This is a genomic window from Dyella sp. (genome assembly GCF_035503745.1).
Lineage (GTDB): Bacteria > Pseudomonadota > Gammaproteobacteria > Xanthomonadales > Rhodanobacteraceae > Dyella_B.
Map to the genome: position 1 here is coordinate 16,814 of NZ_DATJTC010000002.1, position 20,892 is coordinate 37,705.

At 61.3% G+C, this 20,892-nt stretch carries 15 protein-coding genes and 2 pseudogenes; 9 read left to right on the forward strand and 8 right to left on the reverse strand.

The window, feature by feature from the left end:
* The first annotated feature begins 147 nt into the window (after positions 1-147).
* On the forward strand, positions 148-333 hold the full coding sequence (locus tag VME63_RS00280; protein ID WP_325429062.1) for a hypothetical protein: 186 nt from the start codon (positions 148-150) through the stop codon (positions 331-333).
* A gap of 82 nt (positions 334-415) precedes the next feature.
* Here the strand turns inward: VME63_RS00280 and pepN are convergent, their stop codons facing one another.
* Positions 416-3,058, reverse strand: coding sequence for an aminopeptidase N (gene pepN / locus VME63_RS00285; RefSeq protein WP_325429064.1), 2,643 nt, complete (start codon positions 3,056-3,058; stop codon positions 416-418).
* A gap of 66 nt (positions 3,059-3,124) precedes the next feature.
* Here pepN and VME63_RS00290 point away from each other — a divergent pair, with 66 nt between their 5' ends.
* The 4 genes from VME63_RS00290 (at position 3,125) to VME63_RS00305 (ending at position 10,949) form a co-directional block, all read left to right on the forward strand.
* Entirely contained in the window at positions 3,125-4,132 is a 1,008-nt protein-coding gene (locus tag VME63_RS00290; RefSeq protein WP_325429066.1) for an aldose epimerase, read from the forward strand.
* Entirely contained in the window at positions 4,129-5,079 is a 951-nt protein-coding gene (locus tag VME63_RS00295; RefSeq protein ID WP_325429068.1) for a pyridoxal-phosphate dependent enzyme, read from the forward strand. The genes VME63_RS00290 and VME63_RS00295 overlap by 4 nt, the downstream gene beginning before the upstream one ends.
* Positions 5,080-6,069: 990 nt before the next feature.
* Entirely contained in the window at positions 6,070-10,536 is a 4,467-nt protein-coding gene (locus VME63_RS00300) for an RHS repeat-associated core domain-containing protein (RefSeq protein ID WP_325429070.1), read from the forward strand.
* Positions 10,537-10,550: 14 nt separating this feature from the next.
* Positions 10,551-10,949, forward strand: coding sequence for a hypothetical protein (locus tag VME63_RS00305; RefSeq protein WP_325429072.1), 399 nt, complete (start codon positions 10,551-10,553; stop codon positions 10,947-10,949).
* A 104-nt stretch (positions 10,950-11,053) separates the two neighbouring features.
* Here VME63_RS00305 and VME63_RS00310 read toward each other — a convergent pair.
* A pseudogene (locus VME63_RS00310) lies at positions 11,054-11,345 on the reverse strand (integrase core domain-containing protein); the annotation flags it as partial.
* Positions 11,346-11,445: 100 nt separating this feature from the next.
* Here VME63_RS00310 and VME63_RS00315 point away from each other — a divergent pair.
* Entirely contained in the window at positions 11,446-12,723 is a 1,278-nt protein-coding gene (locus VME63_RS00315; protein ID WP_325429074.1) for an IS110 family transposase, read from the forward strand.
* A gap of 279 nt (positions 12,724-13,002) precedes the next feature.
* Here VME63_RS00315 and VME63_RS00320 read toward each other — a convergent pair.
* Positions 13,003-13,763, reverse strand: a pseudogene (locus tag VME63_RS00320) (transposase); the annotation flags it as partial.
* Positions 13,764-14,134: 371 nt separating this feature from the next.
* Between VME63_RS00320 and VME63_RS00325 the strand changes: the two are divergent.
* The 3 genes from VME63_RS00325 (at position 14,135) to VME63_RS00335 (ending at position 16,100) form a co-directional block, all read left to right on the forward strand.
* Positions 14,135-14,491 (forward strand): hypothetical protein, encoded by a 357-nt coding sequence (locus VME63_RS00325; protein ID WP_325429076.1) that lies wholly within the window; start codon positions 14,135-14,137, stop codon positions 14,489-14,491.
* A gap of 839 nt (positions 14,492-15,330) precedes the next feature.
* Positions 15,331-15,522, forward strand: a complete 192-nt coding sequence (locus VME63_RS00330) for a hypothetical protein (protein WP_325429078.1) — start codon at positions 15,331-15,333, stop codon at positions 15,520-15,522.
* Positions 15,519-16,100, forward strand: coding sequence for a DNA-3-methyladenine glycosylase I (locus tag VME63_RS00335; protein WP_325429080.1), 582 nt, complete (start codon positions 15,519-15,521; stop codon positions 16,098-16,100). Before VME63_RS00330 ends, VME63_RS00335 begins: the two co-directional genes overlap by 4 nt.
* Before the next feature lie 31 nt (positions 16,101-16,131).
* On the opposite strand, the gene bioC is transcribed toward VME63_RS00335, so the two are convergent.
* From bioC to bioB, 5 genes are read right to left on the reverse strand one after another with little or no spacing between them, the layout of a single operon-like run.
* Positions 16,132-17,013 (reverse strand): malonyl-ACP O-methyltransferase BioC, encoded by an 882-nt coding sequence (bioC, locus tag VME63_RS00340; RefSeq protein WP_325429082.1) that lies wholly within the window; start codon positions 17,011-17,013, stop codon positions 16,132-16,134.
* A complete protein-coding gene (gene bioH, locus VME63_RS00345) occupies positions 17,010-17,783 on the reverse strand; it encodes a pimeloyl-ACP methyl ester esterase BioH (protein ID WP_325429084.1) in 774 nt (257 codons plus the stop codon). Before bioH ends, bioC begins: the two co-directional genes overlap by 4 nt.
* The gene (locus VME63_RS00350; RefSeq protein ID WP_325429279.1) at positions 17,780-18,556 is read right to left on the reverse strand and encodes a sulfurtransferase; all 777 of its coding nucleotides are present in this window, start codon (positions 18,554-18,556) and stop codon (positions 17,780-17,782) included. Before VME63_RS00350 ends, bioH begins: the two co-directional genes overlap by 4 nt.
* 28 nt (positions 18,557-18,584) lie before the next feature.
* Complete coding sequence (bioF, locus tag VME63_RS00355; RefSeq protein WP_325429086.1) at positions 18,585-19,769, reverse strand: 8-amino-7-oxononanoate synthase; 1,185 nt, start codon at positions 19,767-19,769, stop codon at positions 18,585-18,587.
* A complete protein-coding gene (bioB, locus tag VME63_RS00360; protein WP_325429088.1) occupies positions 19,756-20,799 on the reverse strand; it encodes a biotin synthase BioB in 1,044 nt (347 codons plus the stop codon). Before bioB ends, bioF begins: the two co-directional genes overlap by 14 nt.
* Between the last annotated feature and the right edge of the window lie 93 nt (positions 20,800-20,892).

The window sequence follows — 20,892 nt, forward strand, 5'->3', positions numbered from 1 at the left end:
ACTAAAACGCAAAAATATGCCGGTATTTGGCAGCTGATGACGTAATAGGTCACAGCGTGATCGAGAGCAAAAATGTTGTGTGATGTGCATCACAAGTTGGCACGCCTAATGCAGCGCTTCCGTGCAAGCAAAAGTCGGAGGGGTGTCATGGATAACAGTAACGAGTTCGCACCGGTTTACCTGCGGCACGATCTGATGATCGAAATCGGTCGCCTTGAAATGGCGATGGATCATCTGGTCGAGCGCGAGCCTGCCCAACAGCAGCAGCTGCGCCCGCGCCTGGAATCGCGCATGAATCATCTGCTCACCGAGCTGGATCATCTGCCCGGCTGAACAAGCCCTTTTTCAGTGCCGCCCTGCGACGGCGCCCCCTGTGGGAGGGCGCCGTCCAAGTCTCAGGCGGGCGTTAAGAGGCTCAGCGCTGCAGCACGTTGCCGATGATCTCGCCCAGGTTGCGCGATAAGTCCTGCCGCCGGGCCAGATCCTCAAGCGCCGCATGCGCCGCTTCCCGCCGAACCGGCTCCAGCCGTTGCCACCCGTTGAAGGCCGTGGCCATGCGCGCGGCGATCTGCGGGTTAAGTGCATCCAGCGCGGCCAGCCGTTCGGTCAGCCAGCGATAACCGGCGCCATCGTCGCGGTGGAAGCCACTGGGATTGTTGCTGGCGAACGCGCCGATCACGGCGCGCGCGCGGTTGGGATTTTTCAGCGTGAAGGCCGGATCGCTTTCCAATGCCTTGACGATGGCGAGCGCCGGCTCGCCGGGCACCTGCGCCTGCACGGCGAACCATTTATCCAGCGCGAGCGGGTTGTCGGCATAACGCTGGCGGAAATCCGAAAGCGCCGCCGCGGCCTGCGCCGCGCGATCGCGGACCAGTACGCCCAGTGCGGCGAGGCGGTCGGTCATGCCGCTGGCCGTTGCGTATTGCTGCGCCGCCAGCGCATGCGCGCCGTCGGCATCCACCAGGGCCAGCAGTTCGAGCACGCGGCGTTTGAGCCGGCGCCGGGCCTGGCTGTCGGCATCGAGCGACTGGCCGGCCTGCGATGCCAGTGCGCGATAGCGCGCAAGCAATGCCGGCGCGCCGATGTGTTTGGCCAGATGATGCTGCAACGCCTGGCGTTGCGCGTGAATGCTGACCGGATCCACTTCGGCCTGGCGATCGGCGAATTCGATTTCGCCGGGCGGTGTAAGCAGATCGGCCAGCAGGGCATCGTCGATCGTGTCCTGCTCGAACAACACGCCCAAGGCATCGCACCAGGCTTTGCATGCCTGCGTTTCGCCCTCGCGCAAGCTTTCGAACGCAAGCACAGCCAGCTGCTGGCCGGCCTCCCAGCGATTGAAGCCATCCGCGTCGTGCGTCAACAGCAGCGCCAGTTCGGCCGGCGAGTGGTTGTATTGCAGCACCACGGGCGCTGAGAAGTCGCGCAGCAACGAAGGTACCGGGTGGCTTGCGACATCGCGGAAAACAAGCTGCTGCGATGCTTTGTCGATCACTACGACCGTTTCCGTGCCGCCGTCGCTTCCCTCCAGGTGCAGCGGCAGCAACTGTCCGTTGCGATCGAACAGCGATAGCTTCACGGGAATCGGCACGGGTGCTTTCTCCGGCTGTCCGGCCGTGGCGCGCGTGTGTTGCGAGAGGGTCAGCGTGTATTGGCGTTTGGCCGCGTCGTAGTCGCCGTGCGCGTGCAGATGCGGCGTACCGGCTTGCGCATACCAGGCCAGGTACGGCATCAAGTCGGTGCCGTTGGCATCGCCTAGCGCGCCGAGGAAATCCTCGATCGTCGCCGCGCTGCCGTCGTGGCGTTCGAAATAGGTGTCCATGCCGCGCCGGAAACCTTCAGGTCCAAGCCGGCCCGCGAGCATGCGCACCAGTTCGGAGCCTTTCTCGTAGACGGTGGCGGTGTAGAAGTTGTTGATCTCCCGGTACTCGGCCGGACGCACCGGGTGCGCCAGGGGGCCTGCGTCTTCGGGAAACTGCGTGCGGCGCAGCAGCGAGACGTCTTCGATGCGCTTGAGCGGCGCGGAGTTCATGTCCGCGGAAAACTGCTGCTCGCGGAACACGGTAAGGCCCTCCTTCAACGACAGTTGAAACCAGTCGCGGCAGGTCACGCGGTTGCCGGTCCAGTTATGGAAATACTCGTGGGCGACCACCGCTTCGACGGCGCGGTATTCCTCGTCGGTGCTGCTGTCAGGATCGGCCAGCAGGTACTTCGCGTTGAAGATGTTCAGGCCCTTGTTTTCCATGGCGCCCATGTTGAAGTCGTGCGTGGCCACGACGTGGAATACATCCAGGTCGTAGTTGCGACCATAGTTGCGCTCGTCCCAGCGCATCGAGCGTTCCAGCGCATCCAGCGCGTAGTGGCAGCGGTCGATGACGTTCGCTTCGGACCACATCACCAGTTTTACCGCGCGACCGTCCGCCGCAAGGTAATCGCGCTGAATGCTTTCCAGCCGCCCGGCCACCAGCGCGAACAGGTAGCTCGGTTTGGGATGCGGATCGACGAAGCGCGCCCAATGACGCCCCTCCGGCAACTCGCCGCTGCCATCGGGATTGCCGCCGGCCAACAGCACGGGAAAGCGTGCGCGATCGGCACGCAGCGTCACAGTGAAACGGGCGAGCACATCGGGACGGTCCGGGAAAAAAGTGATGTGACGAAAGCCTTCCGCTTCACATTGGGTCAGAAGGAAGCCGCTCTCGCGCGAACCGGACAGGTACAGGCCCTCCAGCGTGGTATTGGCGGCCGGCTTAACCCGTACGCGGGTTTCCAGCACGCTGCCATCGTGTGCGCCATCCACTTCCAGCCCGTTGTCGTGGATGCGGTAGCTGCCCGTATCGAGCGGGCGGCCGTCCAGCGAGATCGCCAACAGCTCCAGGCCCTCGCCATCCAGTCGCAGCGGTTGGGGCTGGGTGGGATCGTGGCGCACGTTGAGCCGGGCGCTGATCTCGGTGCTGTCGATGCCCAGGTCGACGTCCAGTTCGATGGCGTCCACGCTCCATGCGGGTCGGCGGTAGTCGTGCAGGCGGATGGGGGCGGGGGCAGTTTCGTTGGCGAGGGTCATGCGGCACGTGGACAAGGCAAAGTTGGATCAGGCTAACATGCGGGTTTTTCCCGTCGGGACAAGCGCATGACCGTATTCAGCATCGAGTCGGACCAGCTGGGCGCGCACGAAATACTCGTTTTGCGCGACATTAAGCGTGGTCGCTGCGTCCGCCTGGCGCGCCGCGGCGCCGTCCTGATCGGTCTGGAGCAGGCGGTGGACGGGGGCGTGCGCCAGCTTGCGGACGGTTATCGGGACAGTGCCGAGCTGGAAAGCCGCCCCAGCTCGCGCTTCGCCATCATGGCGCCGTTCGCCAATCGCATCGCCGATGCGCGCTACCGCTTCGATGGCCGTGACTACGACCTGCAGCCGGGGGTGGAAGGCGCGCAACGCGCCGCCCGGCACGGTTTCGTGCGCGGCGTGGATTTCGACGTCGCGCACAAGCATGCGGACGAATCGGGCGCGCATGTCACCTTCGCCACCTCGGTGATCCGGCCCGGCAAGTTCGACGGCTATCCGTTTGCGGTCGATGTGCTGGTGACCTATACGCTCGATGCCAGCGGACTTACTCTCCAGGCGCACCTGCGCAACGTCGGCCAAACCGCGGCACCGTGTTTCTTCGGCTGGCATCCGTATTTCCGGCTGGGCGATCAGGGCATCGATGCGTGGGAGCTTACGGTTCCTGCCACGACGCTGGTGCGCACCGATGGCGATTTCATTCCGCTGCCGGGCGCGCAAGCGTATCAACCGCTCGACGAAGCGCCGCGCGAACTGGACTTCCGTCGCGCCAGGCCGATCGGTGCCACCGACATCAACCACGCCTACGCGAATCTCGCCAAAGATGCCGATGGCCGCGCGCGCACCAGCCTGCGCGACCCGGTCAGCGGCATGCGCATCCATGTATGGCAAGAGAGCGGCGTCATGCTGGTGTTCACCGCCGATACGGTGACGCGCGACGCGCGCCGTGCGGTGGCGCTGGAGCCGATGGAAAGCATGTCCGACGCCTTCAACCGTGCCGATTGCGCCAGCGCCGTCCGCCTGGAACCGGGCGCGGAGCGGCTGTTTCGCTGCGGCGTGGAGATCGACCCGGCATGAGCGCATCGCTACCCACGCTCCAGCACATTCGCGATGCCGCCGCGCGGATCGCGCCCTACGCCACCCTGACACCGGTGTTGCGCAGCGATGAACTCGATGCCGTGGCCGGTGCCCAGCTGCACTTCAAATGCGAAAACCTGCAGCGCGGCGGTGCGTTCAAATTCCGCGGCGCGTGCAACGCGGTGTGGTCGTTGAGCGATGAAGAGGCCGCCCATGGCGTGGTGACGCACTCGTCCGGCAATCACGGCAACGCACTCGCGCTGGCGGCGGCGACGCGCGGCATTCCCGCACATGTGGTGGTGCCCGAAGGCGCCGTGCGCGCCAAGCTCGAAGCGATCGAGCGCGCGGGCGCGATCCTGCATCGCTGCGCCCCCACCATCGCCGCGCGCGAAGCCAAGGCGGCCCAGGTGCAGCAGGCCACGGGAGCGATCATGGTGCATCCCTATGCCGATGCGCGCGTCATGGCCGGGCAGGGCACGCTGGTGCTGGAGCTGCTGCACCAGTGCGCAAGCCTCGATGCCCTGGTCACGCCGATCGGCGGTGGCGGCCTCTCCGCCGGCTGCGCCATTGCCGCGCACGGTTTGCAGCCATCCATCGCGATCTACGGTGCGGAACCGGCCGGCGCGGCCGATACCGCGCAATCGCTGGCGCGCGGCGCGCGCATCGACAGCTTCACGCCGGACACGATGTGCGACGGCCTGCGCGCTTTCGTCGGCGAACCGAACCTGCAAGCGCTGCGCGAGCATGGCGTCAGCGTCATCACCGTAAGCGACGAGGAAACCGTCGCCGCAATGCGCCAGCTATGGCAGGCCTTGAAGATCGTGGTGGAAGTGTCGAGCGCCACGGTATTCGCCGCCGTGCTCAAGCAGCGCGAACGTTTCGCCGGCAAACGCGTGGGGCTGGTACTTACCGGCGGCAATGTCGATCTTGATGCGCTGCCCTGGTAATGGTGCGTCGCATCGCCCGGCGAGCACGTTTTAGCGGTGCGTTACTTTCAACCGACCGTGTAGGCGCGGGATTATCCAAACAACTGTCCCTGGCTGGTTTGGCTGGAGCCTGCGCCAAGAGCGTCGAGGGGCGGCTCCGCTTTGTAGAGTCCGTTGATGGGCTTGGCCAGCGCGTAGTCGTAGGAATCATGGCATCAATCGGTTGAGACGGTCGGTACGGAGCTGTCGATTCATCCGATCCAGCGATGACGGCGCGGTCTTGCCACTGAGCGTGGTGCGTATCCTTTGACCCTCTTTCCAAGGCCGCTCTTGTAGGAAAACCCTTATATCCGCGCCAGAAATATCGTAACGGTCGCCCTGTAGGCTACTTATCACGATTCCTTCACAAGTTGGTGCTTACGTTTCCCGACATCGCAAGGGGTGGGAAGGACAAGCAAATGGATTTGGTTCGGTGCATCCTGCGGATGTGTCTGGGTTGGGCATGGAATGTTCGGGGCAACGCTGCCACCCGTCAGCGATCAAGAATCCCCGGCCCAGGTTTCCAGCGCTTAGGCGCATTGCTCGCGCTTGCGTTAGTAGCCATCAGCCACCCGGCATCCGTCATGGCGGACAGTGCTTCCTGCATTTCACCCTACGGATGCTTCTACAGCTTCGAAGGTCAATATGAAAACTGCGTGCAAGACATGCAGGCCGTGACGCATTGGACGCTCATCAAACCTTGCTATCTGCGCGGTTCGCGCGCTGACTCCGTTAAAGTATGAAGGCAGGTTTGGACTTTGAGGGGTTCCGAGTACCTAGGGCAGCCTGGTCGTTCAATGGCTCGATCCACGCTTTATTCAACGCCAGTGCGAGCGGCAGTTGCGACGCGGACGGCAACCAGGTGCAGGGCATGGGCGGATTAGGTATCCAACGGCAGTTAGGTTGCGACGTGATCAATCGCTTGTGCAAACCATCGACAACTCCAATGACACGAACTGACAGGGATATCAAATGACTCGTATTTTTGGACTGATTCTCGGTGCGCTGTTGGCTGTTTCTTGCAGCGCCATTTCGATAAACGCGCATGCCGCCGATCAATCTGGTACGTATGAGACTCAAGGTGAGGCATATGCAGCGTGTAATGGGTTTGTTGCGTGGTTGAATTCGCACGGACCTCTGAGTCCACCTTACTACTACACGTGCGAGGATGTGGTTCGCGGATCTTCTCCGCCTAGTCCACCTTGTCTAGGCAAGCCATTTGAAGGCGTAAATTACAGCTATGCCTATACGGTTTATTCCGAGCCAAATCATGACGATGGTGGTTGGGCGGGTTGGTACTTCTGGTGCGCTCCTACGTTTAGCCCAAGCAAGAACAATGGCTGCTCCTGTAGCGTAGCGGGTGACCCCATCAATCTGGGTACCGGTAACGAATACGAGGATCAAAAGGATTACTCATCCAGTGACTCTCTACGGTTCGAACGCTACTACAACAGCAGCAATTCGATTACCCCGACCAACATCGGCGCGCAGTGGCTGGATAATTACGACCGCAGCATTCAATATCAGACCAGCACCACCCCTGTCGCGACTGTTTTTCGACCCGATGGGAAAGAGTTTGCCTTCCAGAAGGTCAATGGGGTGTGGGCCGCTGATCCAGATGTCAGCGATACGCTCACTGAGAGCGACAATGCCCTAGGCCAGGTTCAAAGCTGGACATATTTCGATGCCCAGACGCAGCAATACGAAAATTACAACGCAGGCGGCGCGCTAACCTCGATCGTTGATCTGAGCGGTCAAGTTACAACACTGACGTATAGCGATGGGACGACACCCACGACCATCGCACCGATGGCCGGGTTATTGATTACCGTCACGGCACCCAGCGGGCGACAGCTCCAGTTCGTTTACAACGCCAGTAGCCAGATCACGCAGATCACCCTGCCTGACGGCGGCACGCTTGCGTATGCATACGACACGTCTGGAAACTTGACTCAAGTGACCTATCCGGATGGCCGTACGCGCGTCTACAAGTACGACGAAAGTGGCAATGCCCCATCGGGGTCACCGAATCTTTTGACGGGCATTATTGATGAGGCGGGGCAACGCTATGTGGACATCCACTACGACAGCCAGGGTCGTGCCATGTCGTCGCAGATAGGAGGCATAGCCAATCTCACTCAGGTGGCTTACAACTCGGATGGAACGTCTGCCGTTACCTATCCGAGCGGAGTCCAAACCACGATTGGATTTGCAACCCCCTATGGCCGAGCGCAGATCGCGTCAGTGAGCCAGCCTTGCGGACCGGGTTGTGATCAGACGGCGGCGGCGCGTACGTATGACGCCAATGGCAATCCAGCGAGTGCCACGGACTTCAACGGCAACGTCACTACCACCACCTACGACGTCAACGGCCTGCTCGATCAACAGATCGACGCGTCCGGATCTCCGGCCCAGCGCACCACCAACTTCACCTGGAACACCACACTGCGCGTACCGCTGACGCGCACCGTGCTCGATGCCAACGGCAACACAGTGAGCAACACGCAATGGGTCTACAACGCCACCGGCCAGACCCTGGCCCGCTGCGACATCGACCCGGCCAACAGCGCCGATAGCGGCTACAGCTGCTCGAACACCGGCGCGGTGCCGGCCGGCGTGCGCCGCCGCACCTACACCTACTGCACCGCCGTCGGAAGTAACTGCCCGCTGGTGGGCCTGATGCTCACCGCCACCGGCCCCCGTACCGATCTCACCCAGACGACGAGCTACAGCTACTACACCAGCAGCAGCACGACGGGTTGCGGCACGCCCGGCGCCGCCTGCTACCAGCCCGGCGATCTCTACCAGGTCACCGACGCCCTGGGCCACGTCACCACCATCGCCTCCTACGACGCCGACGGCCGCATCACCCGCCTCACCGACGCCAACGGCGTCAACACCGATCTCACCTACACCCCGCGCGGCTGGCTCGCCTCGCGCACGGTGGGCGGGGCCACCACTCGCTTCACCTATACCGCCTACGGGGCCGTGCAAACCGTCACCGATCCCGATGGCGTCACCACCACCTACGGCTACGATGCCGCCCATCGCCTGACCACCATCACCGATGCCCTGGGCAACACCATCCAGTACACCCTGGATGCCGCCGGCGACAAAACCGCCGAACAGGTCTATGACTCGTCGGGCACCTTGCACCAAAGCCTCACCCGCACCTTCAACACCCTGGGCCAGCTCACCAGCGTGGTCGATGGGCTTAGCCACACCGTGTTCAACGCCAGCGCCACGGGCAGCTACGACGCCAACGGCAACCTGATCCAGAGCAGCGACGGCCTGGGCATCGCGCGCCAATTGGGCTACGACGCCCTGAACCGCCTGGTGCAGACCCTGGACAACTACAACGGCAGCGACCCTGCAACGAAGAACACCACCACCCAGTACAGCTACGACAGCCTGGACCGCCTCACCCAGGTCACCGACCCCAGCAACCTCGCCACCACCTACAGCTACGACGGCCTCAGCGACGCCACCGGCCAGGTGAGCCCCGATACGGGCACGACCAGTCGCACCTTCGATGCCGCCGGGAATGTGCTGACACGGACCGACGCCAAGGGCATCACCGCCAGCAACACCTACGACGCACTGGATCGGCTTGTCAGCACCCGCTACCCCGACAGCACGCAGAACGTTACCTACAGCTACGACGATCCCAACGGCACCACCGGCTGCAGCACCAGCGATCCGGTCGGCCGGTTGACGCGGATCATCGAAAGCGCCGTCACCACCGTCTACTGCTACGACGCCCGCGGCAACGTGATCCAGAAACAACAGATCACCAGCGCCGGCACCGACACCACCGGCTACGCCCTCACCAACGCCGGCCGCCTCAGCGGCATCGTCTACCCCGACAGCACCCTGGTCAGCTACAGCCGGGATGGCGATGGGCGCATCACCGGCATCAGCGTGACGCCGCCCAGCGGCAGCGCCGGCACGGCGGTGAGCGCGGTCACCTACCAGCCCTTTGGCCCGGTCAGCGGCTACACCCTGGGCAACGGCCAGCAGATCGCCCGCACCTACGACGCCAACTACCGGCTGACGGACCTCACCAGCCCCGCGTTCACCCTGCACGTGGCACGCGATGCGATGGGCGACATCACGGCCATCGGCAACAGCCCCGGCGCCAGCCCGGCGACGGAGACCTATAGCTACGACCCGCTATACCGCCTCACGGCGGTGACGGAGGCCAACGGCACGACGCTGGAAAGCGTCACCTACAACCAAACGGGTGATCGCCTGACCAAGACCGGCAGCGGCCTCGCTACCGGCACCTACAGCTACACCCCGAACACGCATCAACTCATTGCCACGGGCAACGCCACACGAACGGTCGATGCGGACGGCAACACCACGGCGATCAGCGAAGCCGGCAGCACGTATGGCTTTGGGTACAACGACCGCAACCGCATGAGCACCGCGCAACTGGGTGGGAGCACGGTTGCCAACTACACCTACAACGCGCTGAACCAGCGCATCCAGAAGGTTGCCGGCAGCAACGCCGAGCGTTACGACTACAACGAAGGCAGTGGGATACTTGCCGAATACGGTGCTACCAACCGGGACTATATCTGGATGGATGGCATTCCGGTGGCCAACGTGGACACGGCCAATGGCACAAGCACGATCGCTTACGTCACCGCCGACCAGTTAGGCACGCCACGCGCCATTGCAGACAGTTCCGGAAACACCGAGTGGCAGAATGCCTACCAGGGTAATCCGTGGAACGAAGTAGCGCCGACGAGTAGCGGTTATGTCTATAACCTTGGGTTCCCAGGGCAGTATTTCGACGCCGAAACGGGGCTCAGTTACAACGTCAATCGTGATTACGACTCAAGCACTGGGCGGTACGTGCAAAGTGATCCGTTTGGTCTGAATGGTGGTCTAAGTACGTACGCATATGCCATCAGTGACCCACTGAGTACATTTGACTCTCTCGGTCTCCGCCCATTGACCGCCGGTGAAGTTGCGATGCTTACTCCGATTTTCAACAATACAGTAAATTTTTCGCAGGTCGATATCGAATCGGGCACAGATGGTGATTTTCGCGCAGCCATACCACTGGCTAACGGTGATGCCGTAACGATAAACAACACGATTCACTTTCCATCATCGCAGTACCTGCCGGACTTCTCACAGGGTGACTTGAGTGATCAGGCGTGGCTTGCACACGAAGTGACACACATTTTTCAGCACCAAAATGAACCGGGCTACACATACGGAAAAGCCATGAGAGAAACGTGGAAGTATGGCAAGCATGTCTACGACTACTCGCTGACAGAACACAAATGCTTCACTGATTACCGATACGAGCAGCAAGCTGCGATAGTCCATGACTACTTCGTTGCCTTGCATCAAGGAACTCCTGATCTGAGCGGATTTGAAAATTTGCTTGGTCCTATGGGCCTTGGCATGAACCACAATTAAGAGAGGGACGATTGATGAAGTTCATTTCAAAGGTCTGCGTTGCCCTGTTATTTGTCGTCTTACTTTGCGGGCTCTCATCTCGATTCGCTATCGTGGTATCTCAGTCACAAGGTCAAGCACCCTCTTTTGTAATCAAAAGGACAAGCCATGGCCTACTTGGTGAAAGCGTTGAAATCAACTCGTTCTCCGTAGTCAAGAAGAATGACGCCGGGCAGTGGGACTATAAGCATCCCGTCTGGGCATTCGATCTTCCTCCTGGCACGGGAAAAGAGTTGTCAAAAGTCAATTATGGCCAAGTCCCTGCGGGTTTCATTGAAAGAACAAAGGCATTAAAGCTAACTAGTGGTATTACATATTTGGTGCTTGGTTTTGGTCTTGGATCTGATGGTTCTGTCCAATTCGTTGCCAAATGATCGCGCCACAGGGTGCTGAAAAAAAAGCGCCATACGGGCGCTTTTTTGTTTTGGAACATCCGATTCCCGGGGGCAATACTTCGATGCAGACGTAAGCTCCCCCGTCAAGCGGACATTTCAGAAGTAGAACTTTTGGCGTAGTGATCGCGATATTCGGCCGGCGTCATAGCGCCGAGTGCATCATGGGGACGTTGCTCGTTGTAGTCGATGAGGAACTGCCACGTGGCCTCGCGCACGTCGTCGAGACGGGTGAAAAGGTATTGATCGAGCACCTCTTCACGATAGGTGCGGTTGAAGCGTTCGATGTAAGCGTTCTGGTTCGGCTTTCCCGGCTGGGTGTACCGGATGGCCATGCCATGCGCCTTGGCCCATTGCGTGAACACTTCGCCAAGGAACTCCGGCCCATAGTACATCTGGAAGTATGGTTAGCAGATGGGCAGTCACCGTCATTGAGATCATCCTGAGGGTTCTCACACGCCTTAGGAGTTCAACGACGATGACTGCCCCTACTGATGCTACGCCCGTTGCCACCTGGGTGGCGATTGATATCGCCAAACGCCACCATGCGGTGTTGATCGAAGTGCCGGATGAGAAGCGCCGACGTTTTAGGATGGCTAGTTCATCTGAAGATCACCAAGCATTGGTCGCATTGCTCCACTCATTACCTCAGCCCATCCGGGTCGCCATGGAGCCGACTGGTGACTGTCACCGCACTTTGGCCTATCGGCTGGTTGATGAAGGTTTTGACGTTTTCCTCGTTTCATCGATTGCCGGGGCTCGCTATCGAGAGGCCATGTTCAACTCGTGGGACAAGAACGATCCCAAGGACGCAAGCGTGATCATGGCCTTGCTCAAGCAGGGGATGACGATGCGTTATGTCGATCCACTCGTAGCGGGGCATCATGGCTTGCAGGAGCTGTCCAAAACGTATTACCAGATTAGCCTTGCTCGCACACGGCTGCAGCACAGCCTTCTAACCCATTACCTTCCACTGTATTTTCCCGAGATGGAGCGCTACTTCAACACGTCTCATGCAGATTGGTTTGTTCGCTTCCTGCTCCGGTTTCCCACTGCCGCTTCGGTTCATCGACTCGACCGCGAAACCTTCCGGCAACAAGCCTGGGAACTGGTGGGAAGAAAGGTGAATAAGACAACGTGGCTAAGCGAATTGTACGATTGTGCAGGCCACAGTATCGGTTTACCCGTTGCTGAGGACTCACTGGCGATCACGACCTTTCGCCTTCAACTTGAGCGATACCAAGTACTGATTGAGCAGCGCGACGCTTTGTCCGCACAAGCCCATCAACTTTTGAATGGCAACCCCGATTATGACGTCCTGTGTTCTCTCCCAGGCGTGGGACCAGTCATCGCGTTGACCATCTTGGCTGAGGCCGGCGACATGCGTCGCTTTGCTCATCATCGACAATTTCTCAAGTACTGCGGACTGGACCTGGCCAAGTCTCAATCAGGCGAACGCCGCGGTCAGGAGCGCTTGTCCAAACGAGGCAATGCGAGACTCCGTTTTGCCTTTTGGTTTGCGGCCACTATCGCTGTGCGGATGCGTGAAAACAGCTTCCGAAACAAGTATGAGCGCTATATCCAAAATGACCCGAAAAATGCTGATCGAAAACGTAAGGCGCTCACCGCCGTCGCTGCCAAAATGGCGCGCGTCGCTTATGGATTAGTCAAGCATCAGACCCTTTACCGCTGTTACTTCGAGACCGCTTTACCCCGTGGATCGATCCCGCTCAGTAGGGCCGTTGGGACCGCTTAGGATCCTGTAGATAATGCTCGGACCTTCCACGGGTTCTCCATGCTGTTTTAGGCACGTTCGAGGCCGCTTCGGACCTCGTGTTCACTATGGTTAGATTAGGAGACCTTGACGACGTGGAAGCCCATGGGACATCGCGGATGAAGGTTGCGGTAGTTGTCCAACAGACGCTAAAAGCGGCTGCGCATTGCTGTAACCTGATTACGTACTTGACTCCAGAGTTAGCACGTTGTCCGTTCGTAGCACTTGAGGCAACGCACGCTCCTGGGCGATACGCTCGAAGATGCGCACCAAGCGTGCCGACGTGATCGAGGTATCGATCTCGATATGCACAGCCTCGCGATTAAAGTCATCGACGATGTTGAAGGTACGCAATGGGCGCCCGCAGATCAGGGCATCCAGCATAAAGTCGGCCGACCACACCATGTCCGGGCGCTCCGGCACGTACAAGGGCACACGTTCACGCTTGGGCAAGCGCCGCGTCGCGGCCCGGCGCAGGTTGAGTTTCATGTCACAGTACACCCGGTAAATACGCTTGTGGTTCCATTGCGGATGGGTTCTTTCAAGGATCTGGCAACACTTGTCGAAGCCGCGGCTAGGCTTGGCCTCGATCAACTTGGACAATGCCGCGATAACCTCAGCGTCCCGCACCGTCCAATCCAATGGCGGCGCGTACCACGCCGCGCGGGACAGGCCGACGCAGTCGCAGGACCGGCGCAAGGGGCGTGCATGCACCTCAACGAGAAAACGCACCGCCTCGCGCTTCTGCGCCGGCCCTACAATTTTTTTGCGATCAGGTCCTTCATCGCCGCATTGTCCAGCGCCAGCTCGGCATACATTCGCTTGAGCTTGGCGTTCTCCGCTTCCAGCTCCTTGACCCGTTTCAGGTCCGAAGCGTCCATGCCCCCGTACTTCGATTTCCACTGGTAGTACGTCGCCGAGCTGATCCCCGCCTGCCGGCACAAATCCTTTACCGGTACACCGGCATCACCCTGCTTGAGAATCGAGACGATCTGCGCCTCGCTGAATTTGGATTTCTTCATGGAACCTCCTAGCGGAAAAGATGCCAGAAAGTTCTACTTGCTGTGTGTCCAGGAACTGGGGGAGCTTACGCAGAGACCGGGCTCGAATACAACGGCGCACGCTATTACGACTCGGCGTCGGGACGCTTCCCGCAAGCCGACCCGATGCACATCAAACTGCTGGGCCAGTTCGGCCGGCGACAGTGATCCGCATTCCTATGACCGGTCAATAAATAATCCGGCCGCCAACCTTGCTCAGTTCTAAGCTAGGTATAAGAACGGTAATTATGAAGCACAAGCACAGATGTGGCAGAGCTATGTGTATTCGAAGCTAACGGAGTGGAGATGTAAACCAAGCCACGTTTAATCGAAGGTTCATGCGAGTGCAAACAATGAACATTGTGAAGAATTTTCTGATATCCGGTGTCGTGATTTTTTCTGCATGTGTCGCACCTGGAGATGGCGTCAAGGCAAAGAGCGGCTATGCAGCCGCTGCACCTGTGATTAAAGCACTTGACGCGTATCATCAGGTCAATGATGCCTATCCCTCTTCGTTGAATCAGCTAGTTCCAAAGTTCATTGCCGGCGATAGGTTGGTAGCTACCACGCCAGATAGAAAAGTAACGCCGTTTAAGTATCGACAAGTCGATAACGGTTATGAGCTATCGTTTTCTTATACGGGTCCCGGTACGAACCAATGTGTGTACAGGGAAAGTGCCAAAGCGTGGAAATGCTACGGCGCTTACTAGGACTGCCCGAACACCATAAGCGGTCGTGCCACGGAAAACCGTTGCGATCGGTGCATTACGGTGAGCAGAAATTCATACAGCAACACTCTCTATAAAAACATTGAAAATTTTCTCGGCCGCACGATGACAACGACGATTGCCGATAAGGCGCAAGATCGCTCATCCCTGGGTCTTGGCTGTTGCCCTTTGATCAGCCGCTTGGAACACTCGTGACCTGCTACGGAAAATTGGTCGTACCACCAGGAAAATGGCGCATATGTCACCGACATTGAGGGGTGGGCTGATATCCATTTTCCTGACCGCTGTCGCGTTCGTCGCGGCAGTTCAATGTGCTTACACTTTTGGTCAGCTCTATCACGTCGCGATCATGGCGTATAAAACAGGAGAAGTGCAGCCGCATCTGGTTAGCTTCGGCCGACTTGGCGTTTATTCATATTTTTCATTGGCAACCATTATCGCGGTCACAATGCTTTTATTCATAAAGTCTAAAGGAGGCGTTAGGCGTGCAAAGGTCGCCAGCGCGTTCTTAATAATCTCTCTCGTCAGTGCCGCTGTCTTCGCGGTGCTGGTCCTACTCCCGGTCTCTGATGTGGTCATTAGGTAGCCGCAAAGCGCTCCTACACCGTTCGGTTTTCGCGACAAGAACAACGAGAACAAAGGAGTCAGAACCTGAGGTTTCCCAGCGTTTCATGCTGTCGCTGTCATCTGGTCTGGTCCCTTTGTTAAATGTGACTGTCGGGATGTCTGTTCCCCTGCAAGGAGAGTCCCATTCTCGAACGCAAGTGCAGCTCGCAATAAACACGTGGCTTATCCCCATAACTCAATTTCGAGAAGAGGTTATGATCAAAAATAAGATAGCGGAGAGTGAAATTAGCGCTCTGATGCTTGAGATAAATGCAAAACTGAATGAGTCCGTTCGAGGGGTTCAAGAGACCTGTGACGACGATGATTTCAGAGCCTATCGACGAGCGGTTGGGGAAATTATGGGCGAGATTTTATTTGAGATTGCCAAAAGGGGAGAGTTGCGGTGACCACACGCATACGTTGTCATTGGGCGGCCGATGGGGAGTTGATGCAGGCGTATCACGACGCCGAATGGGGCGTGCCGCTGCACGACGATCGCATGCTGTTCGAATTTCTGTGCCTGGAAGGTGCGCAGGCGGGGCTTTCGTGGCGTACGGTGTTGCACAAGCGCGACAATTATCGGGGCGCTTTCCACAATTTCGACATCGCGCGCGTTGCGGCAATGAAGGATCGCGAGCTGGAAAAGTTGCTGCTCGATCCCGGCCTGATCCGCAACCGCCTGAAGATGACCTCGGCGCGCGGCAATGCGAAGGCGGCGCTGCAGGTCATCGAGGAGTTCGGCAGTCTCGATGCGTATCTGTGGTCTTTCGTCCAGGGCAAGCCGGTGCAGAACCGCTGGCGCGCGAAGGGCGAGGTGCCGGCCAGCACGCCGCTGTCCGATCGCATGAGCAAGGATCTGAAAAAGCGCGGCTTCCGCTTTGTCGGCACCACCATCTGCTACGCCTTCATGCAGGCCACCGGCATGGTCAACGATCATCTGGTGGATTGCTTCCGGCACAAGGCGTGCGCCGCCAAGCGCGCATAGCGGTCACGCTTGCATCGCCAGGCGGGGCGTTTCAGCGGCGGCGCGAGCCGCGCAGGCTGTCGATGGAAAAGCTGGCGATTTCGCCGCCGTCTTTCGCGCGACGCGATTGCCCTGGCGGCGGGCCCCAGGCATGCGCTGTCACCACTTCCCAGGTGGCGGGAATGAGCCCGTCCACGCGCATCGCTTCGTAGGCGGCCAGCATGCCGCGGAAGTGCCGCTTGCCGGTGAGGCCGCGCTCGCGTCCGCGGTCGGCATGCGTGGCGCCCAGGCCCTTGAGTTCGCGCAGCAACGCCTGCGGATCGCTATAGGTGAGGGTGTAGCGATCCACGTCCAGCACCGGATCGCGCAGCCCCGCCGCGATCATCGCATCGCCCAGGTCGTGCATGTCCAGGAAGCGGCCCACGTGCGAATGCTGGTCCACCGAGGCCCATGCGGCGCGAAGCTCGCGCAAGGTGTCCGGGCCGAAGGTGGAGAACAGCAGCATGCCGCCGGGCTTGAGTACGCGCACGCATTCGCCGAACAACGCGGGCAGATCGTCGATCCACTGAAAGCACAGGTTCGAATGCAGCACCTCGACGCTGTGATCGGGCAGCGGCAACGCCGTCGCCTCGCCGCACACGCGCAGAAACGGCTTGAGCCAACCGGCGTGTGCCCTGGCCGTGCGCAGCATCGGCAGCGCGGCGTCCACGGCGATCACCTGCGCTTTGGCGTAGCGCTTTTTCAGCAGCGCCGAGCCGCGCCCGGTGCCTGCGCCGACGTCGATCACCCGCGACGGTTGCTGCAGATAGAAATCCAGCCGCTCCAGCAACAGTTGCTGCACCTCGCGCTGCAGGGCGTCGTGTTTTTCGTAGCTGTCGGCAGCGTGGCCGAAGTTGGCGCGCACGCGTTGCGTGTCGAGGTGGAAATCGCTCATCGGTGGGCCTCGAGCCAGGGCAGCAGCGTTTGGGCAACGGCATCGGCATGGCTCAGAAAAGGGGCGTGGCCGGCGTGCGCGATGACGTGGAAGGGGCCGGCACTCGCCGCGGCCGACCATTCCATGGCCTGCGGATGCACCAGGCGGTCGAGCCGGCCGGCGGCCCACCAGCTGTTGCCCGGTTTCAAGCGCTGCAACGCGGCGCGCAGGTCGGTTTGATCGAGCAGGCGGATACCTTCCTGCAACACGCGCAGATTCGGTTCGCCGCGCGAAAAGACCTGCTCGCGCAGCTTGCGCAGCTCGCCGCGCGGATCGCGGCTGCCCATCACTTCCAGCGTCAGGAAACGATCGACGGTGGCGTGGTAGTCGGTCTCAAGATCCGTTGCCAATTGTTGCACCAGCGCTTGTTCGCGGCCCTGCGGCCAGTCCGGCGCGCTGACGAAGCGCGGCGTGGCGCATAGCATGGCCAGTCCACGCACTTGTTGCGGGAGGTCCAGCGCGGCGCGCAGCGCGACCAGCCCGCCCATCGACCAGCCCAGCCACGCTGCCGGTGGCGTGGCGTCGGCGATCGCGTGCGCGCAGATGGCCGGATCCAATGGCAGCTCGCTATCGCGCGAGTAGCCGTGTCCGGGCAGGTCCACCAGATACAGGGTGCAGTGTTCGGCCAGCGCCTGCACCAGCGGCGCGAAGATGCCGCCGTGCATGGCCCAGCCGTGGATCATCACCAGCGGGATCGGGCCGCTGCCGTGCGTCTGGATATGCAGGCTCATGCGGCGCCGGCCTTTGCGGTGTCTTCCCACGCGCGGGCCGATGGCGCTGCCGGCGCCAGCGCGTGATCCACCGCGCCGCGCTCGTCGAACACGAAGCAGTCGCCCTGCCAGTGCGCAGCGCCGACTTGCTCGAAGTATTTCAGGATGCCGCCTTCCAATTGATAAACGCGCTGCATGCCGGCGTCCTGCATGTGCAGCGCGGCTTTTTCGCAGCGAATGCCGCCGGTGCAATAGGAGACGACCGTCTTGTCCGCGTAACGCGCCCGATCGGCGGCCAGCGCCGCCGGCAGTTGCGTGAAGCTGGCGATGCGATAGTCGATGGCCTGCGCAAACATGCCCACGTCGGTTTCGTAGGCGTTGCGCGTGTCCAGCAACAGCACCTCGCGGCCGTCGTCGTCATGACCCTGATCGAGCCAGCGCTTGAGCGTGATGGCATCCACCGCGGGCGCGCGGCCGCCTTCGGGGCGAATGGCGGGATGGCGCAGCGTGATGATTTCCTTCTTCAACCGCACGCGCATGCGCTTGAAGGGTATTTCGTCGGACAGCGATTCTTTCGTCTCAAGGTCGGCAAAGCGCGTGTCCTCGCCAAGCCAACGCATGAACGCTGCGATGGCCTGGCGGGAGCCGGCCAGGAACAGGTTGATGCCCTCCGGCGCCAGCAGGATCGTGCCCTTCAACGCGAGCGCATGGCATTGCGCCAGCACGCGTTCGCGCAGCGCCGGCAAATCGTCCAGGCTGACGAAGCGGTAGGCGGAAATATTGAGGATCGACATAGGCAAGGCGGGGACGCTGGACTGGCCATTATACCGGCGCGTCTGCCAGGCGCAGGGCGGCGAGCGCTTCCAGCAGCCTGTCGACGTGGGTTTCTTCGTGCGCGGCGGTCAGCGTAATGCGCAGCCGCGCCTGGCCCTGCGGCACGGTGGGCGGGCGGATCGCCACCACCAGCAAACCCTTCGCTTCCAGCGCCTTGGATGCTTCCAGGGCGCGCCCGGCATCGCCGAGCAAAAGCGGCTGGATGGCGGTGTGCGAGGGCATCAGGGGCAGGCCCAGTTCGGTGGCGCCGCGCCGAAAGCGTTGGATCAGGCCGGCGAGTTTTTCGCGCCGTCCGCTTTCCTGGCGGGCGAGCGCCACGGCGCGCCGTGCCGCTGCCGCCAGCGCGGGTGGCATGGCGGTGGTGTAGATGTAGGTGCGCGCAAATTGCGTCAGTCCGTCGATCAAACCAGCCGAACCGGCGACGAAGGCGCCGCTGCATCCCAGCGCCTTGCCGAGCGTGGCCATCAGCACCGGCACCTCGCCTGCGTTCAATCCGGCGTGCGCCACGCTGCCGGCGCCGTTATCGCCCAGTACGCCCAGGCCGTGCGCATCGTCGACCATCAAGGTGGCGCGTTCGCGGCGACACAGTGCGGCCAGTTCGCGCAGGGGCGCGATGTCGCCGTCCATGCTGAACACGCCATCGGTGGCCAGCAGTGCGCAGGCGTCCGGGTTGCCGCGCAGCTGGCGCTCGGCGGCATCCACGTCCGCATGCCGGTAGCGCTTGAGGTCCGCGCCGGAAAGCTGCGCGCCGTCGAGCAGGCAGGCGTGGTTGAGTTTGTCCTGCACGCACAGGTCGCCGCGCTGCAATAGCGCCTGCATGGTGCCCAGATTGGCCATGTAGCCGGTGGAAAAAAGCAGGGCGCGTTCGCGGCCGGTCCATTCGGCCAGCGCTTCTTCCAGCGCGGCATGCTCGCGGCGATGGCCGCAGATCAGGTGCGCGGAACCGCTGCCCACGCCATCGGCATCGGCCGCTTCTTTCAATGCGGCGATCAGTTGGGGATGTTGCGCCAGGCCCAGGTAATCGTTGGTGCAGAAAGCCAGCAGGCGGCGCCCCTGGCTTTCCACCCACGGGCCATCGGCGCGCGCGATGGTGCGCAGGTGCCGTTGCAGCCGGGCTTGCGCGCGTTCGGCCGTCTGGACGGCCAGGCGCGCAAGCAGTTCAGGCCGCGGCATGGCAGCCGCAGCCGTTGCCGCAGCTGCCCGCTTGGGTCTCCAGGATGTCGGCGTGCACGGTGTCGGTGTCCTGGGCGACCTCCAGTGCGTGCAGGTCCAGGCGGCGGAACAGGGCGCGATCGTGCTCGACGTCGGGGTTGCCGGTGGTCAGCAGCTTTTCGCCGTAGAAAATCGAATTGGCGCCGGCGAAGAAGCACAGCGCCTGCACCGCGTCGTCCATCTGCTGGCGGCCGGCGGAGAGGCGCACCATCGAGGCCGGCATCAGGATGCGTGCGACGGCGATGGTGCGTACGAACTCGAACGGATCCAGCGCCTCGGTGCCGTGCAGCGGCGTGCCTTCCACCTGCACCAGCTGGTTGATCGGCACCGACTGCGGGTGCTCGGGCAGGTTGGCCAGCGTCTGCAGCAGGCCGGCGCGCTGCGTACGCGTTTCGCCCATGCCGACGATGCCGCCGCAGCAGGTTTTAAGGCCCACTTCGCGGATATGTTCGAGCGTATCCAGGCGATCCTGATAATGGCGCGTGTGGATGATCTGGTCGTAGAACTCCGGCGCGGTATCGAGGTTGTGGTTGTAGTAGTCGAGCCCGGCCTGCTTGAGCGTCTTGGCCTGCGGCTCGGTCAGCATGCCCAGCGTGGCGCAGGTTTCCAGGCCCAGCGCCTTGACCGCCGAGACAATGTCGGCGACTTGGGCGACATCGCGGTCCTTGGGGCTGCGCCAGGCCGCGCCCATGCAGAAGCGGCTGGCGCCGGCGTCCTTGGCGGCCTGGGCGCGGGCCAGGACGGCGTCCACCGACATGAGCTTTTCGGCCTTGACGCCGGTGTGGTAGCGCGCGGCCTGCGGGCAATAGCCGCAATCCTCCGGGCAGCCGCCGGTCTTGATCGACAGCAGCGTGGACACCTGCACCGCATTCGGGTCGTGGTGCTGGCGATGCGTGCTGTGCGCCCGGTGCAGCAGTTCGTTGAACGGCAGGGCGAACAGGGCGACGACTTCATCGCGCGTCCAGTCATGGCGAAGTGCGGCTACGGACATGGGCATCGGTTCCGGAAAACGTGCGGCGCATAAGTGTGGAAGTGACCCGGAAGGCTGTCAACTCAATACGGGGTGGAATGGTTGACGGAAGGG

Coding starts and splice junctions, on each gene's coding strand:
- VME63_RS00315 (WP_325429074.1), top strand. CDS start 11,446: ATGACTGCCCCTACTGATGCTACGCCCGTTGCCACCTGGGTGGCGATT.
- VME63_RS00290 (WP_325429066.1), top strand. CDS start 3,125: ATGACCGTATTCAGCATCGAGTCGGACCAGCTGGGCGCGCACGAAATA.
- VME63_RS00305 (WP_325429072.1), top strand. CDS start 10,551: ATGAAGTTCATTTCAAAGGTCTGCGTTGCCCTGTTATTTGTCGTCTTA.
- VME63_RS00300 (WP_325429070.1), top strand. CDS start 6,070: ATGACTCGTATTTTTGGACTGATTCTCGGTGCGCTGTTGGCTGTTTCT.
- VME63_RS00330 (WP_325429078.1), top strand. CDS start 15,331: ATGATCAAAAATAAGATAGCGGAGAGTGAAATTAGCGCTCTGATGCTT.
- bioC (WP_325429082.1), bottom strand. CDS start 17,013: ATGAGCGATTTCCACCTCGACACGCAACGCGTGCGCGCCAACTTCGGC.
- bioH (WP_325429084.1), bottom strand. CDS start 17,783: ATGAGCCTGCATATCCAGACGCACGGCAGCGGCCCGATCCCGCTGGTG.
- VME63_RS00295 (WP_325429068.1), top strand. CDS start 4,129: ATGAGCGCATCGCTACCCACGCTCCAGCACATTCGCGATGCCGCCGCG.
- pepN (WP_325429064.1), bottom strand. CDS start 3,058: ATGACCCTCGCCAACGAAACTGCCCCCGCCCCCATCCGCCTGCACGAC.
- VME63_RS00325 (WP_325429076.1), top strand. CDS start 14,135: ATGAACATTGTGAAGAATTTTCTGATATCCGGTGTCGTGATTTTTTCT.
- VME63_RS00280 (WP_325429062.1), top strand. CDS start 148: ATGGATAACAGTAACGAGTTCGCACCGGTTTACCTGCGGCACGATCTG.
- bioB (WP_325429088.1), bottom strand. CDS start 20,799: ATGTCCGTAGCCGCACTTCGCCATGACTGGACGCGCGATGAAGTCGTC.
- VME63_RS00350 (WP_325429279.1), bottom strand. CDS start 18,556: ATGTCGATCCTCAATATTTCCGCCTACCGCTTCGTCAGCCTGGACGAT.
- bioF (WP_325429086.1), bottom strand. CDS start 19,769: ATGCCGCGGCCTGAACTGCTTGCGCGCCTGGCCGTCCAGACGGCCGAA.